Raw genomic sequence first — 20,458 nt, forward strand, 5'->3', positions numbered from 1 at the left:
GGTGCGGGTCCTCACCCCTGGACAAATTACGGCCGGGCCCGCCGCGGCACTGCTACGGTTCGCGGGCGGGCCCGGCCGGGGAAGCGGGTGACGTGCGCCGGATGCCGTATGCCCGGCCGGGCCCGTCCAGTGCGGCCCGGCCTGTGCTTCAGCGGGCGTACAGCCCGGCAGCCGCCTCTCTGCGGCGGTCCCGCCGCGTTCCGGGCTCCTCGTGCTTGCCCTGCGCGTACAGGGCGTCGATCTCCGCCGCGTACGTCCGGACGATCGCCGACCGCCGCAGCTTCAGCGACGGCGTCATCAGCCCCGACTCCTGGCTGAACTCGCCCGGCAGCACCCGGAAGGCGCGGATCGACTCGGACCGCGACACCGCGGCGTTCGCCCGCGCCACCGCCCGCCGCACCTCCGCCTGCAGCTGCTCCTCCGGCGTCGGCGCCGTACTGTCCGCACCGGGTTTGTCCCACAGCCCGCGCCAGTGCGCCAGCGCCTCCGGGTCCAGTGTGATCAGCGCGGTGACGTACGGCCGGTTGTCGCCGACCACCACACACTGCGAGATCAGCGGATGGGCGCACAGCCGCTGCTCCAGCCCCTGGGGGGCCACGCTCTTGCCGCTGCTGGTGATGATGATGTCCTTCTTGCGGCCGGTGATGACCAGATAGCCGTCCTCGTCCAGATGCCCCAGGTCGCCGGTTGGCAGCCAGCCGCCGTACAGCCCGCTGCCCGGTGTGCCGCCCTCGTCGAGGTAGCCGGCGAACACCACCGCACCGCGCACCCACACCTCGCCGTCCAGCGCCAGATGCACCGCGCTGCCCGGCAGCGGGCGGCCCACCGTCCCGAACCGCACCTTGCCGGGCGGCTGTACGGTGATCGCGCCGCTGGTCTCCGTCAGGCCGTAGCCGTCGTAGACGGTGATGCCGATCCCGGCGAAGAGCAGCCCCAGCTCACGGAAGAGCGGTGAGCCGCCGGAGACCGCGGTGCGCACCCGGCCGCCCAGCGTCTCCCGGATGCGGGAGTACACCAGCCGGTCGTAGAGCGTGTGCCGGGCCCGCAGGAACGGGTCCGGGCCGCGCCCGGTGCCCTGTGCCTGCTCCGCGAGCGCCTCCGCGTAGCGCACCGCCACCGTCATCGCCGCGTCGAACGTCCGCCGCCGGCCCGCCGCCTGGGCGGCCAGCCGGGCGCGGGTGCAGATCTTCTCGAAGACGTACGGCACCGCGAACAGAAACGTCGGACGGAACGAGGCGAGGGCCGGCAGCAGCTCCTGCGACGTCACCTCGGGCTGATGGGCGAGCTTCACCCCGCCGCGCAGACACGCCACCTGCACCATCAGCCCGTAGATGTGCGCGAAGGGCAGAAAGGCCAGCAGCGACGGACGCTCGCCGGGCGCCGCCAGCAGCCCGCCCCAGCCCGCGTAGAGGGTGTCGCACTCGGCGGCGAGATTGGCATGGGTGATCACACAGCCGCGCGGGCGCCCGGTGGTCCCCGAGGTGTACATGATCGCCGCCACGCTGTCCGGGGAGACCAGGTGGCGCAGCCGGTGCACCGCCGCCTCGGGCAGCCGGGTGCCCTCCTCCGCCAGCCGCTGGACGCAGCCGAGGTCCAGCTGCCAGAGCCGGCGCAGGCCGGCCCGCTCGGTGCAGGCCTCGGCCACGGTCATGGCCTGCGCCTCGTTCTCGACGAGGACCGCGGTGACCTGCGCCCCGACGAGGATGCCGCGCAGCTGCTCGGCCGACGCGGTCGGATAGACCGGTACGAGCTGTCCGCCGATCGCCCACAGCGCATAACTGAACAGTGTCCACTCGTAGCGCGTACGGGACATCAGCGCGACCCGGGCGCCGGGCCGGACCCCGTCCGCCAGCAGCCCCCTGGCCAGGGCCATGACCTCGTCCCGGAATTCCGCCGCGGACACCTCCTGCCAGCCGCCGGACGCTCCGCCGTCGCGGCGTGCGAGCTGAGCGAAATCCGGCTGGTGAGTGGCGGTGTCGAAGACGGAATCGGCGAGACCGCCGGTCCGTAGTGGAGCCGCCAGGGCCGGAACGCTGATGTCGCGCACAGCACCTCCTAGGTGTTCCCCCTTGAATCCCCCTGGTCCGCCGCCGTCCCGACGGCAGGGAGGGCAAGTTACCGACAGGTCTCCCGGCTGCCCAGATCTGTGGCTACTCTTGAGCGGAAGCCGATAAGTCTTGACGACCGGACAACCTGAGGAGGCCGCCGGATGTACCGCATCGCCGATTGGCCCCCGGGCGTCCGTTGCCTCTCAGCGCTCTTCTTCGTCCTGTCGGGATTCCTGCTCACGCAGACCGGGCTCACCACGGCCCTGACCGCCGCCGCGACCTCCGGCGCGCTGCTGCTGCTGTGCCGCGCCTTCCTGATCGCGGCCTGCGCCCGGCCCGTACCACCGGGCCGGATCCGTACGGCCCTGCGCGACCGCGAGCGGCGTACGGCCTTCCTGCCACAACGCGATCCCGACGCGGCCGGCCGGCCGCGCCCCCGAGCACCGGGCCGTCCCCTCCCGACGGCCGCGTAGGCGCCCGGTCCGGTCACCGCACCGCATGCCGCGCCCGCGCGGCTCGTCACGCCGAATCCACATCCCGGCACGACGAGACCCGTGGAGGGCTCACCCATGTCCATGTTCGGCTTTCTCGGCGACGCGCTGGCGCACGGCGCCGAGGCGATCGCCCCGCTCTTCGGCACCGCGGCCATGGCCGCCACCATCGTTTTGTGCACCCTCGGCGTCCGCGCGGCGCTGCACCCGCTCGCCCGCGCCGCGGCCCGTGGCGAGAAGGCCCGTTCGGCGCTCGCCCCGCAGCTCGCCGAACTGCAGCGCAAGCACAAGGGCAACCCCGAGCGGCTGCAGAAGGCGATGTCCGACCTGTACGCCAAGAACGGTGCCTCACCCCTGGCAGGCTGTCTGCCGACCCTGCTGCAGCTGCCCGTCTTCTTCGTGATGTACCACCTGTTCTCCACCGGGGGCGGCGGCCTCCTGGACCACACGCTGCTGGGCGCGCCGCTCGGCGGTCACTGGCGCGAGGCGCTGGCGGACGGCGGTGTCTTCGGGCCGCACGGGCGGGTCTATCTCGCGCTGTTCGTGCTGATCGCGGCGGTCGCCACCTGGAACTTCCGGCGGGCCCGCGCCGCGGTGGCCAAGGCCCCGCAGCCGGCCGCGGGCGGTGGCGCGGCACTGCCCGGTATGTCCTCCATGGCCAAGGTGCTGCCGCTGCTGTCCTTCGGCACGCTGATCACGGTGGCCGTGGTGCCGCTGGCCGCCGGGCTCTACATGGTCACGACGACGGCCTGGACGGCGTGCGAGCGGGCGCTGCTGCAGCGGAACCGGGGGAGCGACGGCAGGGACACGGCCACCGCGGCGGCCCCGGCCGAAGGGGCGCCGGCCGCTGCCAAGGGCAAGCCGGCCCCGGCCGAGGGGACGCCGGCCCCCGCCGAGGAGCGGACGGCGCCGGCCGCCGCGCGGACGGCCGCGTGCGGACAGCAGGCGCCCGCCCCGGCTGACGGTGCGTCGGGCGCTCGGACTCGCGCCCCGCAGCAGCGTCCGGCACCGCAGCGTGCGGACCGGAAGGGCGCGCCGAAGAGCCGCGCGGCACGGCAGCGGGCGGCCCGTGCGCGGGCCAACTCCCAGGCCGCGGCCCGTCCGTCCGACGGGGCGAAGCCGCAGGCGGGCGTGGCTCCCGAGCCGATCGTCACTACCGCTCGGTAACGATCCGGTCCGTGAACGGGGTCTTGCGGACCGGACCCCGTTCTTGGACGATCGGCCAGATCGCTCGATGGCCGTCCCCCATCGGCCGGCCCGGAAATCCCTTTCCCGGGCCGACCCTTCGACCACGGGAGTGCAACCGATGAAGCTGCTGCGTGTCGGAACGGTGGGGGCGGAACGCCCGGCGCTGCTCGACGGGACAGGGGTCCTGCGGGACCTGTCCGGCCTGGTCCCGGACATCGACGGAGCACTGCTCGCGGACGACGCGAAGCTGGCGCGGATCCGCGCCGCCGCGGCATCCGGCGACCTGCCGCAGCTCGACCCGGCCGGGCTGCGCACCGGCCCGCCGCTGGCCCGGATCGGCAAGATCGTGTGCATCGGGCTGAACTACCACGACCACGCCCGCGAGACGGGGGCGGCGCCCCCCGGGGAGCCGATCCTCTTCATGAAGGCCCCGGACACGGTCGTCGGCCCCGACGACACCGTGCTGGTCCCGCGGGGCAGCGTGAAGACCGACTGGGAAGTGGAGCTGGCGGTTGTCATCGGCCGCCGGGCCCGCTACCTGGACAGCGACGAACAGGCGCTGGCGGCGGTGGCCGGCTACGCCGTGGCGCACGACGTCTCCGAGCGCGCCTTCCAGATCGAGCGCGGCGGCCAGTGGGACAAGGGCAAGAACTGCGAGACGTTCAACCCGCTGGGCCCGTGGCTGGTGACCGCCGACGAGGTGCCCGACCCGCAGGCCCTCGGTCTGCGGCTGTGGGTCAACGGCGAGCTGAAGCAGGACGGCACGACCGCCGAGCAGATCTTCCCGGTGGCCGAAGTGGTCCGCTACGTCAGCCAGTTCATGACCCTCCACCCGGGCGATGTCCTCAACACCGGCACCCCGGCCGGCGTCGCCATGGGCCGGCCGGAGCCCAAGCCGTATCTGCGGGCCGGTGACGTCGTGGAGCTGGAGATCGACGGCCTGGGCCGCCAGCGCCAGGAACTCAAGGCCGCCTGAGCGGCCCGCAGGAGCCTTGGCGTCCTGACTGCACCGGAGCGGCGGCGCTCGGGTGTGCTCCTCGGTCCGGAGCGGCGGCGCTCGGGTGTGCTCCTCGGTCCGGACCGGCGGCGCTCAGGTGCGCTCCCCGGTCCGGGGAGCGCACGCGTTCAGGCGCGTTCCCCGGTCCGGACCGTACGGCCTTCGGCGGCGGAGAGCTTCGCGGCCTCCAGGACGCGCAGCGTGGCCGCGGCCTCGGTGGCGGTCACCGGTGGGCGGCCGCCCTCGCGCAGTGCCCGTGCGACCGCGGCGTAGTACGCGGGGTAGTCGCCCGGCAGTGTCGGTACGGCCTCGCCGCCCCCGGCCCGCGGGGACGCCCCGGCGCCCAGCCGGCCCCAGCAGGACTCCGGCTCCACGCCCCACCCGGCGCCCTCGTCGCCGGGCCGCCGGCCCTCGCGCAGGGCGGCCTCCTGCGGGTCCAGGCCGTGTTTCACATAGCCCGCCCGGCTGCCCAGCACCCGCAGGCGCGGGCCCAGCATCGCGGCGGTGGCGCTCATCCACAGATGGGAGCGGACGCCGTTCGCGTGGGTGAGGGCGATGAAGGAGTCGTCGTCGGCCTCCGCGCCCGGCCGGCGGACCTCGGACTCGGCGTAGACGGAGACGGCCGGGCCGAAGAGGACCAGCGCCTGGTCGACGAGGTGGCTGCCGAGGTCGTAGAGCAGTCCGCCGATCTCCGCCGGGTCGCCGGACTCGCGCCAGCCGCCCTTGGGCCGCGGGCGCCAGCGCTCGAAGCGGGACTCGAAGCGGTGGACGTCGCCGAGCGCGCCCTCCTCGATCAGCTTGCGGGCGGTGCGGAAGTCGTTGTCCCAGCGGCGGTTCTGGAAGACGGAGAGCAGCAGACCGCGGTCCTCGGCGAGCGCGGCGAGCTTCTCGGCCTCGGCGGCGGTCGCGGCCAGCGGCTTGTCGACCACCACCGGCAGACCGGCCTCCAACGCGGCGGTGGCGAGCGGCACATGCGTCTTGTTCGGCGTCGCCAGCACGATCAGATCGAGGTCCGTGGCGCGTTCGAGCACCGCCTCGGGGGTGTCGGCCGTACGGACCCCCGGGTGCTCGGCGCGGGCCTGCGCCTGCCGCTCGGGGTGGGCCGTCGAGACGGTGTCGAGCTGCAGGCCGTCGGTGGCCGCGATCAGCGGGGCATGGAAGACCGAGCCCGCCAGGCCGTAGCCGAGGAGGCCGACGCGGAGCGGTTCTTGGGGGGTACCGGTGCCGGGGGAGTCGCTCATCTCGCTCATGGCTTCCACTTAAGCAACGGTGTTGCCAAAGTGCAAGCGATGCGGACAATGGGTGGGTGAGCAGCAACGACATCTCCCACGGCGGCCTCGCCGGCCCTCCGGGCGCCAATCTCCCCGCCCTGCGCGGCCACAACGCCGCGCTGGTGCTCGGGCTGCTGCGCGCGGCCGGCGAGGCGGGGGTCAGCCGGCTGGAGCTCGCCACCCGCACCGGGCTGACCCCGCAGGCGGTCAGCAAGATCACCGCCCGGCTGCGGGCCGACGGCCTGGCCGCCGAGGCGGGCCGCCGCGCCTCCACGGGCGGCAAGCCGGCCACCGTCCTGCGGCTGGTCCCCGGCGCCCGGCACGCCGTCGGGCTGCACCTGGACCGCGACGAGCTCACCGCCGTACTCGCCGACCTCACGGGTGAGGCGGTCGCCGTACGCCGTGCCCCGCTCGCCTTCGAAGCGGGCGCCGAGCAGGTGCTCGCCACCGCCGGACGGGAGGTCGCCGCGCTGTGTGCGCAGGCCGGCGGGGTGCCGGTGCTGGGCGCCGGGGTGGCCTGCCCCGGCCCGCTGGACCACACCACCGGCGTCCTGCACCGGGTCACCGGCGCGCCCCGGTGGGACGGCTTCCCCTTGCGGGACGCGCTCGCCGAACGGCTCGGTCTGCCCGTCGTCCTCGACAAGGACACCAATGCGGCGGCACTCGGCCTGGTCCAGGGCATACCGTCGGGCGCGGGCTCGTTCGGATACCTCCATCTGGGCACCGGCCTCGGCGCCGGGCTCGTCCTGGGCGGCTCCCTCTACCGCGGCCCGCGCACCGGCGCCGGGGAGTTCGGTCACCAGATCGTGCAGTGGGACGGTCCGCCCTGCAGCTGCGGGCGGCGCGGCTGTATCGAGGCGCTGTGCCTGGCGGCGGTGGCCCGCGGCGATCTGCCGGGCGCGGCACGGGCGCTGGGCGTGGGCGCCGCCAACCTCGTCGAACTGCTGGACATCGACCGGGTGCTGCTCGGCGGGCGCACCGTACTGGACCATCCCGACGCGTTCCTCGGGGGCGTGACCCAGGCGCTCGACGAGCAGGCGCACGCCCGCGGCAGGGCCGGGGGCGCGGTGCCGGTGGCGCTCGCCCGGGGCGGTGCGCGGGCGGTCGCGGACGGGGCGGCGGAGCTGGTGCTTGCGCCGCTGTTCGGGGCGCGGCGGCCCTGCCTCGCGGCCGGGCGCGGCGCCCCCTGACGCGCGGTCAGGGGGCGGGTGGCCGCCCGGCGTCTCCTTCCCCACCCTCGGCTGCGGGAATCCGCCCGTCCCGGCGGAGCCGGCCGAGGACGGCCGAGGCGAGTGCCGCGTCGAGTGCTCCGACGCCGGTGACGTCGGCCACGGTGATGGCGGTGTCCGGTCGGTCGACGGGTGCCTTGAGGAGCAAGCCGGCCGCGATGTCGCCGTCCTCGGCGGCGGCGCCGGCGCGGACGGCGTGGCCGAAGTCGCCGTGGCCGAGGCACTGGGCGTGGTCGTCGGTGGCGATCAGCCGTGCGCGGCGGAAGAGCGCAGGGGGCAGTTCGTTCTTGTGCGGCATGTCCGTGCCGATGCCGGTCACGTGCGCGCCTTCGCGCAGGTGACCGGCATCCAGGACGGGGGCTGTTGCCGGAGTAGTGGTGATGATCATGTCGGCGCCGGCGGCCTCTTGTGCCGGAGCGGGCCGGGCGGGCAGGCCGTGCGCGTGGAGGTCGTCGCACAGGGCGGTCGCACGGTGCGGGTTGCGGCCGTGGACCAGCACCTGGCTGACCGGGCGGAGCCTGGCCAGCCAGGTGGCCTGGAGGCGGGCCTGTTCGCCGGTGCCGAAGACGGCCAGGGTGACGGCGCCGGGCCGGGCCATGGCATGGGTGATCAGTGCGCCCGCGGCGGCGGTGCGCCAGGCGGTCAGCAGACCGCGGTCGTCGAGGAGCGCGCGCACCTGTCCCGTACGGGCGCTGACCACGCAGACCAGACCATGGTTGGACGGCAGGCCGAGGCCGGGGTTGCCGTAAAAGCCGGTGGCGATTTTGACGGTGAAGTCGCTGGCGCCGGTGATCCAGCCGGCTTTGACGTGGCAGTCCCCGTCGGCTCCGGGGAAGGCCAGGTGCAGCGGCGGCGGCACGCTGGTGCGGCCTTCGGCGTGAGCGATCAGCGCCTCACGGATGGTGTCGAGGACCAGCTGCGAGGTGGCGGCCTTCCGGATGGCGGCCGCGTCGAAGACGGGGAGAGTCATCGGCGTGCCCGCATCCACCGGGCGAAGGCCGCCAGGCCCTCTTCCGCATGGCGGCGGCCGATGCCGATGCGGAACCGGTCGGCGGGGGTGTCGGTGAGTTCGGAGCGGTAGATGCTCGCGGGCAGCAGCAGGACGCCCGCGTCCGTCACCAGACGGGTGCAGAATTCCTCCACCCCGTCGGCGCCGAGGTAGCGGGGATAGGCGACGCACCCGCCGTCCGGCGCCTGCCACGCGAAGTCGTCCGGGAACTCGGCGAAGAACGACTCGAAGGACGGCAGGTTGGCCGCGATCAGGGCCCGGTTGCGGTCCAGGATCTTCTCGCGGGCCTTCAACGCGATGCGGGCCAGGACCTCGCTGGGCGCGGAGTTGCAGATGGTGGTGTAGTGCTTGGCCCGCTCTAGGCGTGAGCGCAGCGCGCGGTCGCGGCAGGTGATCCAGCCGATGCGCAGTCCGGGCAGTCCCAGGGACTTGGAGGTCACGTTCAGGGACAGCGCGCTCGGACAGGTCGGCGGCCTGCGGAAGGATGCGGGCCGGGTCGCGTTCGAGGCCGCGGTAGACCTCGTCGCTGAAGAGGTGGATGCCACGCTCATCGCACAGGCGGGCCAGCGCGGTGAAGTCGGTGGTGTCGATGACCTTGCCGGTGGGGTTGTTGGGGAAGTTCACCGAGACGACACGGGTGTTCGGCCGGATCGCCGCCGCCACGTCGTCGAGGTCAAGAGCCCAGTCGCGGTCCGGATCGAGGGCCACGCCGGTGACCTCGCACAGCGCCAGCGGCACGGTCTCGGCGGCCTGGTAGTTCGGGGTCACCACCACCGCGTGGTCACCCGCGCCGAGCAGGGTGTTCATTGCCAAGTAGAGGGCTTCCTCGGCGCCCGCGAAGCAGATGACGTCGTCTGCGTCGGCGTGCTCGTACGTCTGGGCGATCACCTCGCGCAGGGCCGGATCGCCGAAGGTCTCGGTGTAGCCCAGCGAAAGCTTCTCGAAGGCGTCGCGGTCCTTGTCGTCGGCCAGCGCGAGCAGTTCGCCGAGTGTCATGGTCTGGGCGTCGGAGGCGGTCAGGTGGTGACGGGCGGTGAACTCCCAGCGGGAAAAGTACGTTTCCAGACGGAAGTCGGGCAGCCGGGTCATGGTGGTCAGTCCTTTGGGTGGGATGCTCTGAGCTCGGCCAGCAGGCCGTAGACGGTGGACCGGGACACTTGCAGGGCCCCGGCGACGACCGGGGCGGCGCGGCGCACCGCAAAGACCCGGGCCTCGTCCAGCCGGCCGAGGACGGTCAGGCGGTCCTGGCGGGTCATGCGTGCGACGGGGCGGCCCGTTTCGCGGACATGGCTGCCGACGATGTGCTGGATGCGCTCGGACCAGTCCTGCTCGAACAGTGGCTCAGGGCGCTGCACCGTCGGGGCGCCGAAGGCGGACAAGGCGGCTGCGGCCTGTTCCAGCGGCGTGCGGTCAAGATTGATGCACAGCACCGCCGACGGCCGGTCCTGCGCATCCCGCAGCACCGCGCTCACCGACGACAGACGGCGGCCGTCCGAGAGCAGCTTCTCGTACGGCCCGTACATGTCCCGCGCCGACGGGGCGAGGTCGTCCAGTTCGCCCAGCAGCGAAGGATCTCCTGGGCCGCGGGACGTCATCGGGTTCCAGATCTCCAGGACCCGGTCGCTCTCCGGGTCGTGCAGGACGACCTCGGCGTACGGGCCGAGCAGCGATGCGACGGCCTGGCATACCGGCGCCCACATCTGCACACGAGGGTCGTGGCCCTCTTCCGCTTTCCCCATGGTTGGACTGTAAGTCCAGATCGGACAGAAAGTCCAGGGCGGTGTTCGGCCTTCAGGGCCACCGGATCTCTCCCGGGCGCCGCCCGCCGCCACCCCGCACGCGCCGGGGCGGCTGCGCCGGCCTCCCGCACGAGCCGGCGCGGCTGCGCCGGCCCCCCAGGATCGGTCCATGGGGATCCGGCCGTAGTGCGAGGATCGCCATGTGGAGTTCCCGTACGGCCAGGATCCTGGCGCACCCATCCGGTCCGGCGTCCCCGAGCACGGACGCATCCCCAAGTACTACGCGGTCAAGGTCGAAATCGCCGCGCTGCTGGCGGACTTGGGCGAGGGGGAAGTGCTGCCCACCGAGCGCGAGCTGGCGCTGCGCTTCGAGGTCTCCCGCGAGACCCTGCGCCAGGCGCTGCGGGAACTGGTCCTGGAGGGGCGGCTGCGGCGGCTGGGGCGCGGCACGGTCGTCGCGGGCCCCAAGATGGAGCAGCCGCTGTCGCTCGCGAGCTACACGGAGGGCGTACGCGGCCAGGGTCGCAGGCCCGGCCGGCACCTCGTCGGACTGGACCGGTTCCCGTGCCCGCCGCGGCTCGCCGGCGATCTGGGGCTCGAAGTGGGCGACGCCGTATGGCACATGCTTCATCTACAACAAAAAGGAGCTGAAGCAGCCCCCCGCCACCTGGCAGGACCTGCTGGACGCCAAGTTCAGGAACAACCTCCAGTACTCCACGCCCGGCGTCGCGGGCGACGGCACCGCCGTCCTCATCAAGGCCCTGCACGACTTCGGAGGCCAGGGCCCGGCCATGTCCTACCTCAAGAAGCTCCAGGCCAACAATGTCGGCCCGTCCTCCTCCACCGGCCAGCTCGCCCCCAAGACCGACAAGGGCGAACTCCTCGTCGCCAACGGTGATGTCCAGATGAACTACGCCAACATGAAGTCGATGCCGAACCAGGGCATCTTCTTCCCCGCTGCCAAGCCCGGCAGCAAGCCCACGACCTTCGCCCTCCCGTACGCGGCCGGCCTGGTCAAGAACGCCCCGCACAGCGCCAACGCCAAGAAGTTCCTGGACTACCTGCTGTCCCCCGGGGGCCAGCGCCAGGTCTCCTCCGTCGGAGGCGGCTTCACCTCCCGCAACGACATCAAGGCCACCGATGCCCACGCCACCGAACTCGCCGGGCTCATGAAGAACGTCGAGATCTTCCAGCCGGACTGGAAGGACATCGACAAGAATCTGGACTCGTACGTGGAGGCGTGGCGCACGGCTACCGGGAGCTGAGCCGACGTGGCCGGGCCCGCCCGAGCGGCTGATCGCAGTGATCGCGGTGATCGCGGTGATCGCAGGAGGTCTGGGGCTCCGCCTGCTGACTTATGGTGGGGGCGTCGGCCGTATGTACGACATGTGGGTCACTCGGGTGGCCCACGACGCGTGCGGGAGACGGCCGGCGCCCTTGGTCAACACGCACGGCAGGAGTCCGGCAGTGGCAGAGCGCAAGCCGATCGAGTCATGGCTCACCGACATGGACGGCGTCCTGATGCACGAGGGCATTCCGATCCCCGGGGCCGACGCCTTCATCAAGCGGCTGCGCGAATCGGGCAAGCCCTTTCTCGTGCTGACCAACAACTCCATCTACACCCCGCGTGACCTGCACGCCCGCCTGAACCGCATCGGGCTGGAGGTGCCGTGGGAGTCGATCTGGACGTCCGCGCTGGCCACTGCCCAGTTCCTGGACGACCAGCGGCCCGGCGGCACGGCGTATGTCATCGGGGAGGCGGGCCTGACCACCGCCCTGCACGACATCGGCTATGTCCTGACCGACCACTCCCCGGACTACGTCGTCCTCGGTGAGACCCGCACCTACAGCTTCGAGGCGCTGACGAAGGCGATCCGGCTGATCAACGACGGCGCGCGGTTCATCGCCACCAACCCCGACGAGACCGGTCCCTCCCCGCAGGGCGCGCTGCCCGCGACCGGCTCGGTGGCCGCGCTGATCACCAAGGCGACGGGCGTCGAACCGTACTTCGTCGGCAAGCCCAACCCGCTGATGATGCGGCACGGGCTGAATGTCATCGGCGCCCACTCCGAGACCTCTGCGATGATCGGCGACCGGATGGACACCGATGTGCTGGCCGGTCTGGAGGCGGGCATGGAGACTTTCCTCGTGCTGACCGGGCTGACCCGCCCCGAGGAGGTCGAGCGGCACCCGTTCCGGCCCTCCCGCGTGGTGGACTCGATCGCGGACCTGATCGACCTGGTGTGAGCGCGCGGGGCGTGCGGGTGTGACCGGGGCGGATCGGCGCCGGACGGGCTGACCTGGCTGGATCGATGCCGAGTGCGCCTGCCTTGTCCGGGGCGATGCCGGGTGTGACTGCCCTGGCCGGGGTGACGCCGGGTGTGACTGCCCTGGCCGGGGTGACGCCGAGTGTGACCGCCTTGGCCGGGTGATCGTCGAGGGTGACAGCTCCGGCCGGGTGGTCGTCGTCGGAGTTGTCAGGCGGCCCGGACCACTTTTATGCCCCCACGCCGCGGCCGGCCGGGCCACCGTTGCCCCGGCCCCACCCGAACGGCGCACCCTCGGACCGCACCGGATGCGGTCGGGCCCGCTCGGGCGGACCTTCGGAGTTATCGGAGGTTCACCATGCGCTCACGGCAACTTGCTCTCTGTGCCGCAGTCGCGGCTTGCGCGGTGATGACGACGCCCGCCCACGGCGGGGACGCACACGCCACCGGCGCCGGCACCCGCACCAGCACCAGCACCAGCACCGGAACGGTCTCCGTCGCCCCGGCGTCGGCAGCCCCCGCGTCGGCCGCCCCTGGTGGGGTGGTCACCCTGCGGGGACCCGGCCGCAACGACGGGCGGTCCGGCGCCCGCCCCGATGCGGTCGCCCGCCTCGTTCCGGTCGCCCGCCCCGAGGCCGTCGCCCGCCCCGTTCCGGTCGCCCACTCCGTTCCGGCCGTCCGCCTCGCCCAGGGCATTCGCCCCGATGCGGTCTCCGAGGCCGCGCCCCGCCAGGAGCTGAGCAGTACGTCGGCCGTCGGCCTGGTGCTGGCCGGTGGCGCCGTCCTGGTCATCGCGGGGCAGCTGCTCCGGCTCCGGCTCCGACTGCGCCGCGAGCGGCGGGGCGACGCCGATGAGAGCTGAGGAACAGCGGCGGCGGGCCGAGGCGGCAGTCGGGGCGCCCGCCCTGTCCGGAGTAGGCGGCAGGGGCGGTGCATCGGGTAGCGGCGACGTACCCGGCGGGGAGGGCGTACCCGGCAGGGATGGCGTACCCGGCGGGGATGGCGTACCCGGCACCAGCGCCAATGCCACCACCGGTATCAGCCCACACACCGACATCAGCCCACACACCGACATCAGCCCCCTCACTGGCATCAGCCCCCGCACCGGCATCAGCGCCGGCCCCCGCTCCACCCGCGGCCCCCGCTCCGCCCGCGGCCCCCGCTCCACCCCTGGCTCCCGTCCCACGTCCAGGCCCACCCCCACCCCTACCCCCACCCCCACCCCCGGCCCCGGAAAGCTCCTCGCCGGTGTGGCCTGGGCCGTGCTGCTGCTGGGCCTGTGGGTGTGGGGGCGCGATCTGGCGGACGGGGTGGCCGCGCAGCTCGCCACGACCGGTGATGTCGCCGCCGTCGGACGCCCGTTGGGCCGCCAGGCACCCCCGCATGCGCCCGCCACGGCGCCCGCCACCGGGACCGGGACCGCAAAGCCCGTACGGATCACCCTCGACGCACTCGGTGTACGGGAGGCCGCCCTCACCGAACGAGGCGTCGACGAGCACGGCATCCTCACCCCGCCCCCGGACGACTCCCCGGCGCCCGTCGGCTGGTACGCAGCGGGGCCGCGGCCGGGGGAGGCAGGCGCGGCGCTGCTCGTGGGCCGGGCCGGCTCCGGCCGCGACCCGCACGCCCGGCGGACCGTCCTGCACCGTCTGACCGGCCTGAGGCCGGGGGAGCGGGTGGACATCCGGCGCGCCGACGGCAGTACCGCACACTTCACCGTCGAGGACGTCCAGCTCTACGACCGTGACCACTTCGACGCGCACAAGGCCTGCGCCGTCCGCTACCGGGGCCGTTCCGAGTTGCGGCTGATCGTCCACGAGGCCGGCGGCAACTACCGTGCCACGGGCCCCGGTCGAGTCGACGGCGCCTCGAACGTGGCCGTGGTGTCCGCCTACTTGACGTCCCTTCAGGCGGCGGACGCAGGGGATGGACGAACCACCACGACCGCCATTCGTCAAGTGCCTTAGCGGCCTGTGGACAGCCCCTCCACAGGCCGACCCGGGCGGGCGGCCGTGTGCCACGATGGATGTCGCCGGCGGCCCCCGCCGGCCTGTTCGATGCTCCGAGGGGGGAGTGGATGTACGGCAATCTGCGACGGATGGCCGCGGCCGGTCCGCCGGGCGGCCCCGGCGACGGCCGGCGGCGCACCGCGCGCGGCAGGGCGGCATCGGCGAGGGCGGCGGTGGGGGCACTGGCGCTGCTGGTCCTCGCCGGCTGCTCTTCGTCCGGCGGCAGCGACGACAGCGTGCCGGCCAGACCGGGCCAACGCCCCAAGTCCGTCACGCCGTTCTGGGTCAACCCGGACAGCAAGGCGGCCCGCCAGGTGGCCGCGTACGGCAACGACGGCAGGGCCGCGGACGCGCGGCTGGCCGACAAGATCGCGGCGCAGCCGGTCGCGGAATGGATAGGGGTCGACGACCCGCAGGGGGAGGCGCGCGGCTTCACCCAGGCGGCCGCCAAGGCCGACCGCGAGGCGCTGCTGGTTCTCTACAACATCCCGCACCGCGACTGCGGCCGCTACTCCCAGGGCGGCGCCGCCGACGGCAACGCGTACCGGGCCTGGCTGGACGGCGTACTCCAAGGCATCGGTGACCGCGCCACGACCGTCATCCTGGAGCCCGACGCGCTGCCGCACATCGCGGACAGGTGCACCCCACAGCAGTTCCAGGAGGAGCGCTACGCCCTGCTGACGGAGGCGGTCGGCAAGCTGAAGGCGCTGCCGCACACCAAGGTCTATCTGGATGCGGGCAATCCGCACTGGATCAAGGACCCGGGCCAGATGGTCGAACCGCTCAAGCGGGCCGGCATCGACCGCGCCGACGGCTTCGCGCTGAACATCTCCAACTACCAGACCACCGCCGAGAACACGGAGTACGGCAAGCGGCTGTCCGCGATGGTCGGCGGCAAGCCCTTCGTCATCGACACCAGCCGCAACGGCAAGGGTCCGGCCCCGGGCGGCGACGACCCGGAAAACTGGTGCAACCCACCCGGCCGTGCCCTGGGCATCCCGCCGACCACCAAGACCGACGACCCTCTGATAGCCGCCTACCTGTGGATCAAGCGCCCGGGAGAGTCGGACGGCACCTGCAAGGGCGGCCCCAAGGCGGGCACCTGGTGGCCCACGTACGCCCTGGGGCTGGCGCGTAGCGCCGAGAAGTAGCCTCCGGGGCCGTGACGGCGACCGCTGCCGGTCGCCGTCACGGCGTGAACGTCACGAACGCGAGGCGCGTACCTAGCGGCGCTCCGCCGCAACCTTCACCCACACCGCCTTGGAGGGCGTCCCCTGGCCGTCCACCGCATGGAGCATGTACCACCCGGGCGGCACCAGTGACGGGTCCTTGGGCAGCGTGACCGACACGCCGTCGCCGCCCTTCGTCACCGTGAAGTCCAGTGCGATCGAGCGCTGTTCCACGTTGGTGACATGGGTGAACGAGCCGGGCCGGATCAGCCGCATCTTCTTGATGGCCGAGGCGTGCGGGGCGCCGTATGCCGCGCTGCTGCCGAGCGAAAGCGTCCGGGGACCCTTGTCCGTCAGCTCGGGGCGCGACTTCCGGTAGAGGTAGGGCGGGGTGTAGAGATCGATCTGCTGCTGGAAGACGCCCGGTTTGGTGTTGTCCTTGTCGGCGTAGAGCGAGTCGGAGCCGAAGGTCATCACCCGGCCGTCGGGCAGCAGCAGCGCACCGGAGTGGTAGTTGCGGCCCACCAGCGGGTCGGCCACCTGCCGGGCGGAGTTGGTCGCCGGGTCGTACAGCTCCGCCTTGAGGATGTTGGAGTCGCTGCGTCCGCGGTAGTCACCGGAGCCGTTCGTGGTCAGCACCGTGTCGTCCGGCATGATCACGCTGCTCGGGTAGCGGGCCTTCGCATACAGCGGAGGCCCGTCCTTGAAGCGCGGCGACGGGGCGTGCAGATCCACGATCCGGGTCTTGGCCGTGGACTTCGGGTCCTCGCCGACCCCGCCCCCGCCCAGCACCATGTACCGCTGTTCCTGAGCCGGCGGCAGCAGGACCGACATCGACGTCTCCAGGATCTTCGGATCGCTCATCCCGGGCACGGTCTGGAACTTGTTGGACTTCAGGTCCCAGATGCCGGGCGTGCGGCCGATGTTGTCGGGGCCGTAGCCGGCGTTGGAGCCGGTGTAGAAGATCCGGCCCTGGTCGGTGAGGAAGAGCGCCGGGTAGGTCGGGAAGAAGCGCCGCTTGGGCAGATACGTCCACTTCTTCGTCTTCGGGTCGTAGACCTCCTGCTTGCCGGGGACGACCTGCCCGATCTCGTCCAGCCCGGAGACCGCGAGCACCTTGCCGTCCTGCAAGGAGGTCAGTGTGGGGTACCAGCGGGCCTCGTTCATCGGGTCGACGCGCATGTAGCGCTCGGCCACCGGGTCGAACTCGAAGGAGTCCTTGATCCCCTGGAAATCCTTCTTGTCGAACGACAGCTTCTGCGCGATGCCGTAGAAGTTATGGGCGTCCGCGCCGGTCAGGCCATGGATACGGTAGTTGTCCTGGGAGCCGGTGGAGTAGCTGCGGCCGTCCTTGAGGGCCTCCACATAGACCCGGGCCTCGCTGTGCACCACGGTGACCCTGCCGGTCTGCGGGTCGGTGGTCTTCTTCGCCCGAGGCACCACGACCGGGTCCTTGGAGGCGAAGGTCTTGCCGTTCTGCTTGCCGGTGAAGAGCGTGCCGGCCGGGAAGGTCTTCGGGCCGTCCGGATTCTCGTTGTAGAGGATCATGAGGCCGCCGGCCTTCTTCACATCGCCGTTCAGCTTCTCGTAGCGCTGGGTGCCGCCGGCCACCAGGAGCTTGCCGTCCGGGAGCTGGGTGTGCCCGGAACAGAACAGGTCTTTGGGCGTGGGGATGTTCTTGAAGGTGTTCTTCTCCGGATCCCACAGGACCGTACGGAACGACTTGGCCTTGAAATTGGCCGCGTTGTTGCCGGAGCCCGCGACCAGCAGCACCTTCCCGGTGTGCAGCAGGGCCGCGTGGATGGTGTTGATGCGGTACTTGTCCGGGACGTTGACGACGTCCCAGTGGCCGTTCGCCGCCTTGTACTCCGGCTTGTTGATCTCGTACTGGTGGTACTGCTCCGAGGCGAAGCTGTAGAGGGCCGGCCCGTTCATTGCGGCCAGCGCGAGCACCACCGCCGACGCTATCGTCACTCTGCGCGTGCGACGGCTCGGACGGTACTTCATGTGTGACGTCCCCCAAGGGCGATCTGCAGGGTCTGTTCGGTGGTGAGGGGCGGGGCGGCCCGCTCAACGGCCTGGCCGGCGGATCCAGCCGAGTCGGCGGCTGCCTGGTCGGCTGCCTGGTCAGTGGCCTGGTCAGTGGCCTGGTCGGCGGCTTGGCCGGCGGCCGGAGCGGGGCCGCGCCCGGTGAGGGGCCGGCCGGCCGGATCGACGGCTTCCGCCACCACCGTGTCCGCGGAGCCCCCACCGCCACCCCTGGCACCGGCGGCGTGGCCGGCGGCGGCATCGCCCCCGCCCCCGGCACCGGCGGCGGCATCGCTCCTCGCACCGGTCCCGGCACCCGCGCCCCCCGCGGCCGTGCCCCCGGCACCAGGGTCCCCGGCTCCGGCGGCCGCCTCCCCCCGCTTCCCCTTCTGCTTCTCCTTCTCCTTCCGTACGCCCACCCGCCAGGCGACGATCGGCGCGGCGGTGATCAGCATGGCGAGCACCGCCCAGGTGACCATCGCCGGATGGCTGTGCCCCAGCACGAACGAGGCGCCCAGCGAGCCCCCGAAGATGAGCAGGAAGAACAGATGCACCCGGAACGTCCCGAAGAGCGTGTCCGGGCTGGACGAGTCGCCCTTCGGCGTGACCACGAACTTGCTCTTGCGGCGCAGTACGGTGTCGAACAGCGACCGGGCGTAGATCGGCGCGGACAGCGCGGACATCACCATGCCCGCGACCCCGCCGGAGCCCTCCGGCTCGTGCGGCGAGACATTGTGCCGCCGGTTCCAGATGTACAGCCCGATCTGCAACGCCGAGGCATTGCCGTAGAGCATCATCCACACCGCCGGATCGATCTGTACGCCCGACGCCCCCAGACCCAGGAACAGCGCACAACTGAGCGCCGCCAGAATCCAGTTCAGCGCCGACATCGGGTAGAAGATCACCATCATGGTGTAGTTGAAGAGCCGGCCCACCGGCAGCGTGAACGGCGCCTTCCAGAACTGCTTGAGGATCGTCTCGTACGTCCCGCGTGACCAGCGCAGCTGCTGGGTGAAGAAATCGGTCCAGGCCGTGGGCCCCTCGCCGACCGCGAGCACATCCGGGGTGTAGACCGAGCGCCACTTCTTCCCGGTCTGCGGATTGCGGTGCCGGTGCATCTCGAAGCCGGTCGCCATGTCCTCGGTGATCGAGTCGTACAGCCCGCCGATCTGCTGGAGCGCGCTGATGCGTACGGCGTTGGACGTGCCGACGAACATCGGCGCGCCATAGCGGTTGCCGGCCCGCTGGATCAGCGCATGGAAGAGGAACTGCTGGGACTCGGCGGCTTTGGTGACGAAGGTGTCGTAGTTGCCGTACACCTGGGGGCCGATGACGAAGCCGACGTCCGGGTCGCGGAAGAAGCCCAGCATCCGTTCCAGGTAGTTGGGCAGCGGGACATGGTCGGTGTCGACGGAGGCGAAGTAGTCGTAGGCGTCGCCGTGGGCCTGCAGCCAGGCGTTGTAGTTGCCGTGCTTGGTCTTGGCGCGGTGCGGGCCCTTGGGCCGGTTCCACTCCGGGACGCCCTTACGGGAGAAGTGGTGCACGCCCAGCCGCCGGCAGACCTCCTTGACGTCGGGGTCGTCGCCCTCGTCCAGCAGCCAGATGTGCAGCAGTCCGCGGTGGCGTATCTTGACCGCCGCCTCCAGCGTCTTCGTCACCATGGCGAGGGGTTCCTTGCCGGGCACGAAGGAGGTGAGGAAAGCGACGCGGGTGCCGCTCTCCGGTATGACGGGTATGGGGTCGCGGGCGACAAGGGTGGCGTGCGCGTTGGACAGCACATTCATGCACCGGAACAACTCGATCAGCCCGATCGAGACCAGCATGACGACGTCCAGCACGGGAAGGAAGTCGTAGGCGGGGTAGTCGCGTTCGGTCCAGTGGCCCGGCTGCATCAGCCAGACCAGCAGCCCGAAGGAGACCAGCGGTGCGGCGCCGAGCAGCAGGGCCGCCCGTATGCGGTGCGGTTCGTCCGCGAGCAGCGAGCGATAGCGCACCGTGTAGGGCTTGTCCGGGTCGGGCCGGGTGAGCGGACCGGCCAGCCGGCTGTAGTGCTCGTAGTCGTAGCGCGGCAGCGGTTTGCGCTGGTTCCGCCGCTGCCAGTGCTGGCGTGGCACGCGCAGGCGCGTCGTGGCCGACGGGTCGTACGGGTGCTGCGGCCGGGAACCGTCAGGCGGCGCAGTCATGAGTCCATCCCCCCGCACGCAACATGGCTGCGTGCCTTTTGCTGATGGCCCGGGTCCGCGGTCCCCCGCGGCAGGTCCGGGCGCTCTGATGTCGGCCGCCTGCACCGTCAGACGGTGGCAGCCATCCTCCGGTTGCGTGTGCAACGCTGCTGCGATCCTGCCAAGCGGCGATTTCCCCGTGTTCACATCACGCCAACCGGCGGACCCGGTCGTTCCACTCGGCTGGATGCGGCCCTTTTTCGCCGAGTTGCCAGGTCAGCGTCCCTAACTGCCGTCGCGATGGCAAGAGTTGCCGAGGGAATTATGCACAAGAGTGCGCAAGCGGGGGCGGCGTGTGGCCCAGGGCACATCACAATGATCCGGAACTGGTGTCAAATTTCCCGCTGTCGATGGATATCGTGGTAATGGCCGGGGGTGGCCATGCTCCGCGCGGAGTGGGCGGGCACGGTGCGTATAAGGGTTGTCTCTCATCGGTTATTCCCCCCGCTGTCACACCATCAACCGGCAAAGAAATCAGTGCGCGTCGAGGGAATCCCCGGCGGCCTGACGGGCGGTCTGGACCGCCCCGACGAGATGAACGAACGTCCTGGTCAAGGGACTTGAGGACCCGCGCATGCGGCATGTGGCGGTACCTGAACGAATTCGCCGGCAAATCGGTCGAGAGGTGGCTCGACGGTGGGTTCGGCGGGGATGTCGATACCAGTGAAGTTACCCGCGCGTACGTCAATTTGGCCGAAGCTTTGGCCACTCGCCGGGAGCCCTCTCGGTCTGTCTGGGCGGTCTGCGGGGGGCGTCGCGGGTGTCCAATCCGTGGACGGTGTCACCGGCAT

Annotated in this window: 15 protein-coding genes and 3 pseudogenes; 10 read left to right on the top strand and 8 right to left on the bottom strand. The window is 71.9% G+C overall.

The genetic code is table 11. From position 1 onward, the window contains the following. Positions 1-148 precede the first annotated feature (148 nt). A complete protein-coding gene (locus ACWGJY_RS16040) occupies positions 149-2,047 on the bottom strand; it encodes an AMP-dependent synthetase/ligase (protein WP_453261416.1) in 1,899 nt (632 codons plus the stop codon). Positions 2,048-2,209: 162 nt separating this feature from the next. Here ACWGJY_RS16040 and ACWGJY_RS16045 point away from each other — a divergent pair, with 162 nt between their 5' ends. The 3 genes from ACWGJY_RS16045 to ACWGJY_RS16055 all read left to right on the top strand — a co-directional run bounded on the left by ACWGJY_RS16045 (position 2,210) and on the right by ACWGJY_RS16055 (position 4,703). After that, positions 2,210-2,521, top strand: a complete 312-nt coding sequence (locus tag ACWGJY_RS16045; RefSeq protein WP_453261417.1) for a DUF6412 domain-containing protein — start codon at positions 2,210-2,212, stop codon at positions 2,519-2,521. A gap of 96 nt (positions 2,522-2,617) precedes the next feature. Continuing rightward, entirely contained in the window at positions 2,618-3,706 is a 1,089-nt protein-coding gene (locus tag ACWGJY_RS16050; protein ID WP_453261418.1) for a YidC/Oxa1 family membrane protein insertase, read from the top strand. A 139-nt stretch (positions 3,707-3,845) separates the two neighbouring features. Continuing rightward, positions 3,846-4,703 carry a fumarylacetoacetate hydrolase family protein gene (locus tag ACWGJY_RS16055; RefSeq protein ID WP_453261419.1) on the top strand — a complete coding sequence of 286 codons (858 nt, stop codon included), beginning with the start codon at positions 3,846-3,848 and terminating at the stop codon, positions 4,701-4,703. 149 nt (positions 4,704-4,852) lie between these two features. Here ACWGJY_RS16055 and ACWGJY_RS16060 read toward each other — a convergent pair whose 3' ends face one another. Beyond that, positions 4,853-5,965, bottom strand: a complete 1,113-nt coding sequence (locus ACWGJY_RS16060) for a Gfo/Idh/MocA family oxidoreductase (protein WP_453261467.1) — start codon at positions 5,963-5,965, stop codon at positions 4,853-4,855. A 65-nt stretch (positions 5,966-6,030) separates the two neighbouring features. Here ACWGJY_RS16060 and ACWGJY_RS16065 point away from each other — a divergent pair, with 65 nt between their 5' ends. After that, a complete protein-coding gene (locus ACWGJY_RS16065) occupies positions 6,031-7,185 on the top strand; it encodes an ROK family protein (RefSeq protein ID WP_453261420.1) in 1,155 nt (384 codons plus the stop codon). Between the two features lie 7 nt (positions 7,186-7,192). Here ACWGJY_RS16065 and ACWGJY_RS16070 read toward each other — a convergent pair whose 3' ends face one another. The 4 genes and pseudogenes from ACWGJY_RS16070 to ACWGJY_RS16085 all read right to left on the bottom strand — a co-directional run bounded on the left by ACWGJY_RS16070 (position 7,193) and on the right by ACWGJY_RS16085 (position 9,972). Further along, a complete protein-coding gene (locus ACWGJY_RS16070; RefSeq protein WP_453261468.1) occupies positions 7,193-8,194 on the bottom strand; it encodes an ornithine cyclodeaminase family protein in 1,002 nt (333 codons plus the stop codon). Then, on the bottom strand, positions 8,191-8,673 hold the full coding sequence (locus ACWGJY_RS16075; RefSeq protein WP_453261469.1) for an aminotransferase class I/II-fold pyridoxal phosphate-dependent enzyme: 483 nt from the start codon (positions 8,671-8,673) through the stop codon (positions 8,191-8,193). The genes ACWGJY_RS16070 and ACWGJY_RS16075 overlap by 4 nt, the downstream gene beginning before the upstream one ends. An 82-nt stretch (positions 8,674-8,755) precedes the next feature. After that, positions 8,756-9,322: pseudogene (locus ACWGJY_RS16080) on the bottom strand (aminotransferase class I/II-fold pyridoxal phosphate-dependent enzyme); the annotation flags it as partial. Positions 9,323-9,327: 5 nt separating this feature from the next. Beyond that, complete coding sequence (locus ACWGJY_RS16085; protein ID WP_453261421.1) at positions 9,328-9,972, bottom strand: helix-turn-helix transcriptional regulator; 645 nt, start codon at positions 9,970-9,972, stop codon at positions 9,328-9,330. Positions 9,973-10,174: 202 nt separating this feature from the next. Here ACWGJY_RS16085 and ACWGJY_RS16090 point away from each other — a divergent pair. The 6 genes and pseudogenes from ACWGJY_RS16090 to ACWGJY_RS16115 all read left to right on the top strand — a co-directional run. Beyond that, positions 10,175-10,597 (top strand): annotated as a pseudogene (locus ACWGJY_RS16090) (GntR family transcriptional regulator); the annotation flags it as partial. Continuing rightward, a pseudogene (locus tag ACWGJY_RS16095) lies at positions 10,596-11,237 on the top strand (extracellular solute-binding protein); the annotation flags it as partial. The pseudogenes ACWGJY_RS16090 and ACWGJY_RS16095, both read left to right, overlap by 2 nt. 202 nt (positions 11,238-11,439) lie before the next feature. Beyond that, on the top strand, positions 11,440-12,219 hold the full coding sequence (locus ACWGJY_RS16100; RefSeq protein WP_453261422.1) for an HAD-IIA family hydrolase: 780 nt from the start codon (positions 11,440-11,442) through the stop codon (positions 12,217-12,219). A gap of 429 nt (positions 12,220-12,648) precedes the next feature. Continuing rightward, positions 12,649-13,101 (top strand): hypothetical protein, encoded by a 453-nt coding sequence (locus ACWGJY_RS16105; protein WP_453261423.1) that lies wholly within the window; start codon positions 12,649-12,651, stop codon positions 13,099-13,101. Further along, positions 13,091-14,206 carry a sortase domain-containing protein gene (locus ACWGJY_RS16110; RefSeq protein WP_453261424.1) on the top strand — a complete coding sequence of 372 codons (1,116 nt, stop codon included), beginning with the start codon at positions 13,091-13,093 and terminating at the stop codon, positions 14,204-14,206. The genes ACWGJY_RS16105 and ACWGJY_RS16110 overlap by 11 nt, the downstream gene beginning before the upstream one ends. A gap of 110 nt (positions 14,207-14,316) precedes the next feature. Continuing rightward, the gene (locus tag ACWGJY_RS16115) at positions 14,317-15,399 is read left to right on the top strand and encodes a glycoside hydrolase family 6 protein (RefSeq protein ID WP_453261425.1); all 1,083 of its coding nucleotides are present in this window, start codon (positions 14,317-14,319) and stop codon (positions 15,397-15,399) included. Between the two features lie 72 nt (positions 15,400-15,471). Here the strand turns inward: ACWGJY_RS16115 and ACWGJY_RS16120 are convergent, their stop codons facing one another. Together ACWGJY_RS16120 and ACWGJY_RS16125 are read right to left on the bottom strand one after the other, a co-directional pair. Next, entirely contained in the window at positions 15,472-17,424 is a 1,953-nt protein-coding gene (locus tag ACWGJY_RS16120; RefSeq protein WP_453261426.1) for a galactose oxidase-like domain-containing protein, read from the bottom strand. Beyond that, positions 17,421-19,628, bottom strand: a complete 2,208-nt coding sequence (locus ACWGJY_RS16125; protein WP_453261427.1) for a glycosyltransferase family 2 protein — start codon at positions 19,626-19,628, stop codon at positions 17,421-17,423. The genes ACWGJY_RS16120 and ACWGJY_RS16125 overlap by 4 nt, the downstream gene beginning before the upstream one ends. Between the last annotated feature and the right edge of the window lie 830 nt (positions 19,629-20,458).

It is taken from the genome of Streptomyces sp. NPDC054765 (genome assembly GCF_053612065.1).

Bases quoted from the DNA above. Each gene is read 5' to 3' on its own strand.
- ACWGJY_RS16045 (WP_453261417.1), top strand. From the start codon at position 2,210: ATGTACCGCATCGCCGATTGGCCCCCGGGCGTCCGTTGCCTCTCAGCG.
- ACWGJY_RS16070 (WP_453261468.1), bottom strand. From the start codon at position 8,194: ATGACTCTCCCCGTCTTCGACGCGGCCGCCATCCGGAAGGCCGCCACC.
- ACWGJY_RS16055 (WP_453261419.1), top strand. From the start codon at position 3,846: ATGAAGCTGCTGCGTGTCGGAACGGTGGGGGCGGAACGCCCGGCGCTG.
- ACWGJY_RS16110 (WP_453261424.1), top strand. From the start codon at position 13,091: ATGAGAGCTGAGGAACAGCGGCGGCGGGCCGAGGCGGCAGTCGGGGCG.
- ACWGJY_RS16085 (WP_453261421.1), bottom strand. From the start codon at position 9,972: ATGGGGAAAGCGGAAGAGGGCCACGACCCTCGTGTGCAGATGTGGGCG.
- ACWGJY_RS16050 (WP_453261418.1), top strand. From the start codon at position 2,618: ATGTCCATGTTCGGCTTTCTCGGCGACGCGCTGGCGCACGGCGCCGAG.
- ACWGJY_RS16105 (WP_453261423.1), top strand. From the start codon at position 12,649: ATGACGACGCCCGCCCACGGCGGGGACGCACACGCCACCGGCGCCGGC.
- ACWGJY_RS16120 (WP_453261426.1), bottom strand. From the start codon at position 17,424: ATGAAGTACCGTCCGAGCCGTCGCACGCGCAGAGTGACGATAGCGTCG.
- ACWGJY_RS16060 (WP_453261467.1), bottom strand. From the start codon at position 5,965: ATGAGCGACTCCCCCGGCACCGGTACCCCCCAAGAACCGCTCCGCGTC.
- ACWGJY_RS16115 (WP_453261425.1), top strand. From the start codon at position 14,317: ATGTACGGCAATCTGCGACGGATGGCCGCGGCCGGTCCGCCGGGCGGC.
- ACWGJY_RS16125 (WP_453261427.1), bottom strand. From the start codon at position 19,628: ATGACTGCGCCGCCTGACGGTTCCCGGCCGCAGCACCCGTACGACCCG.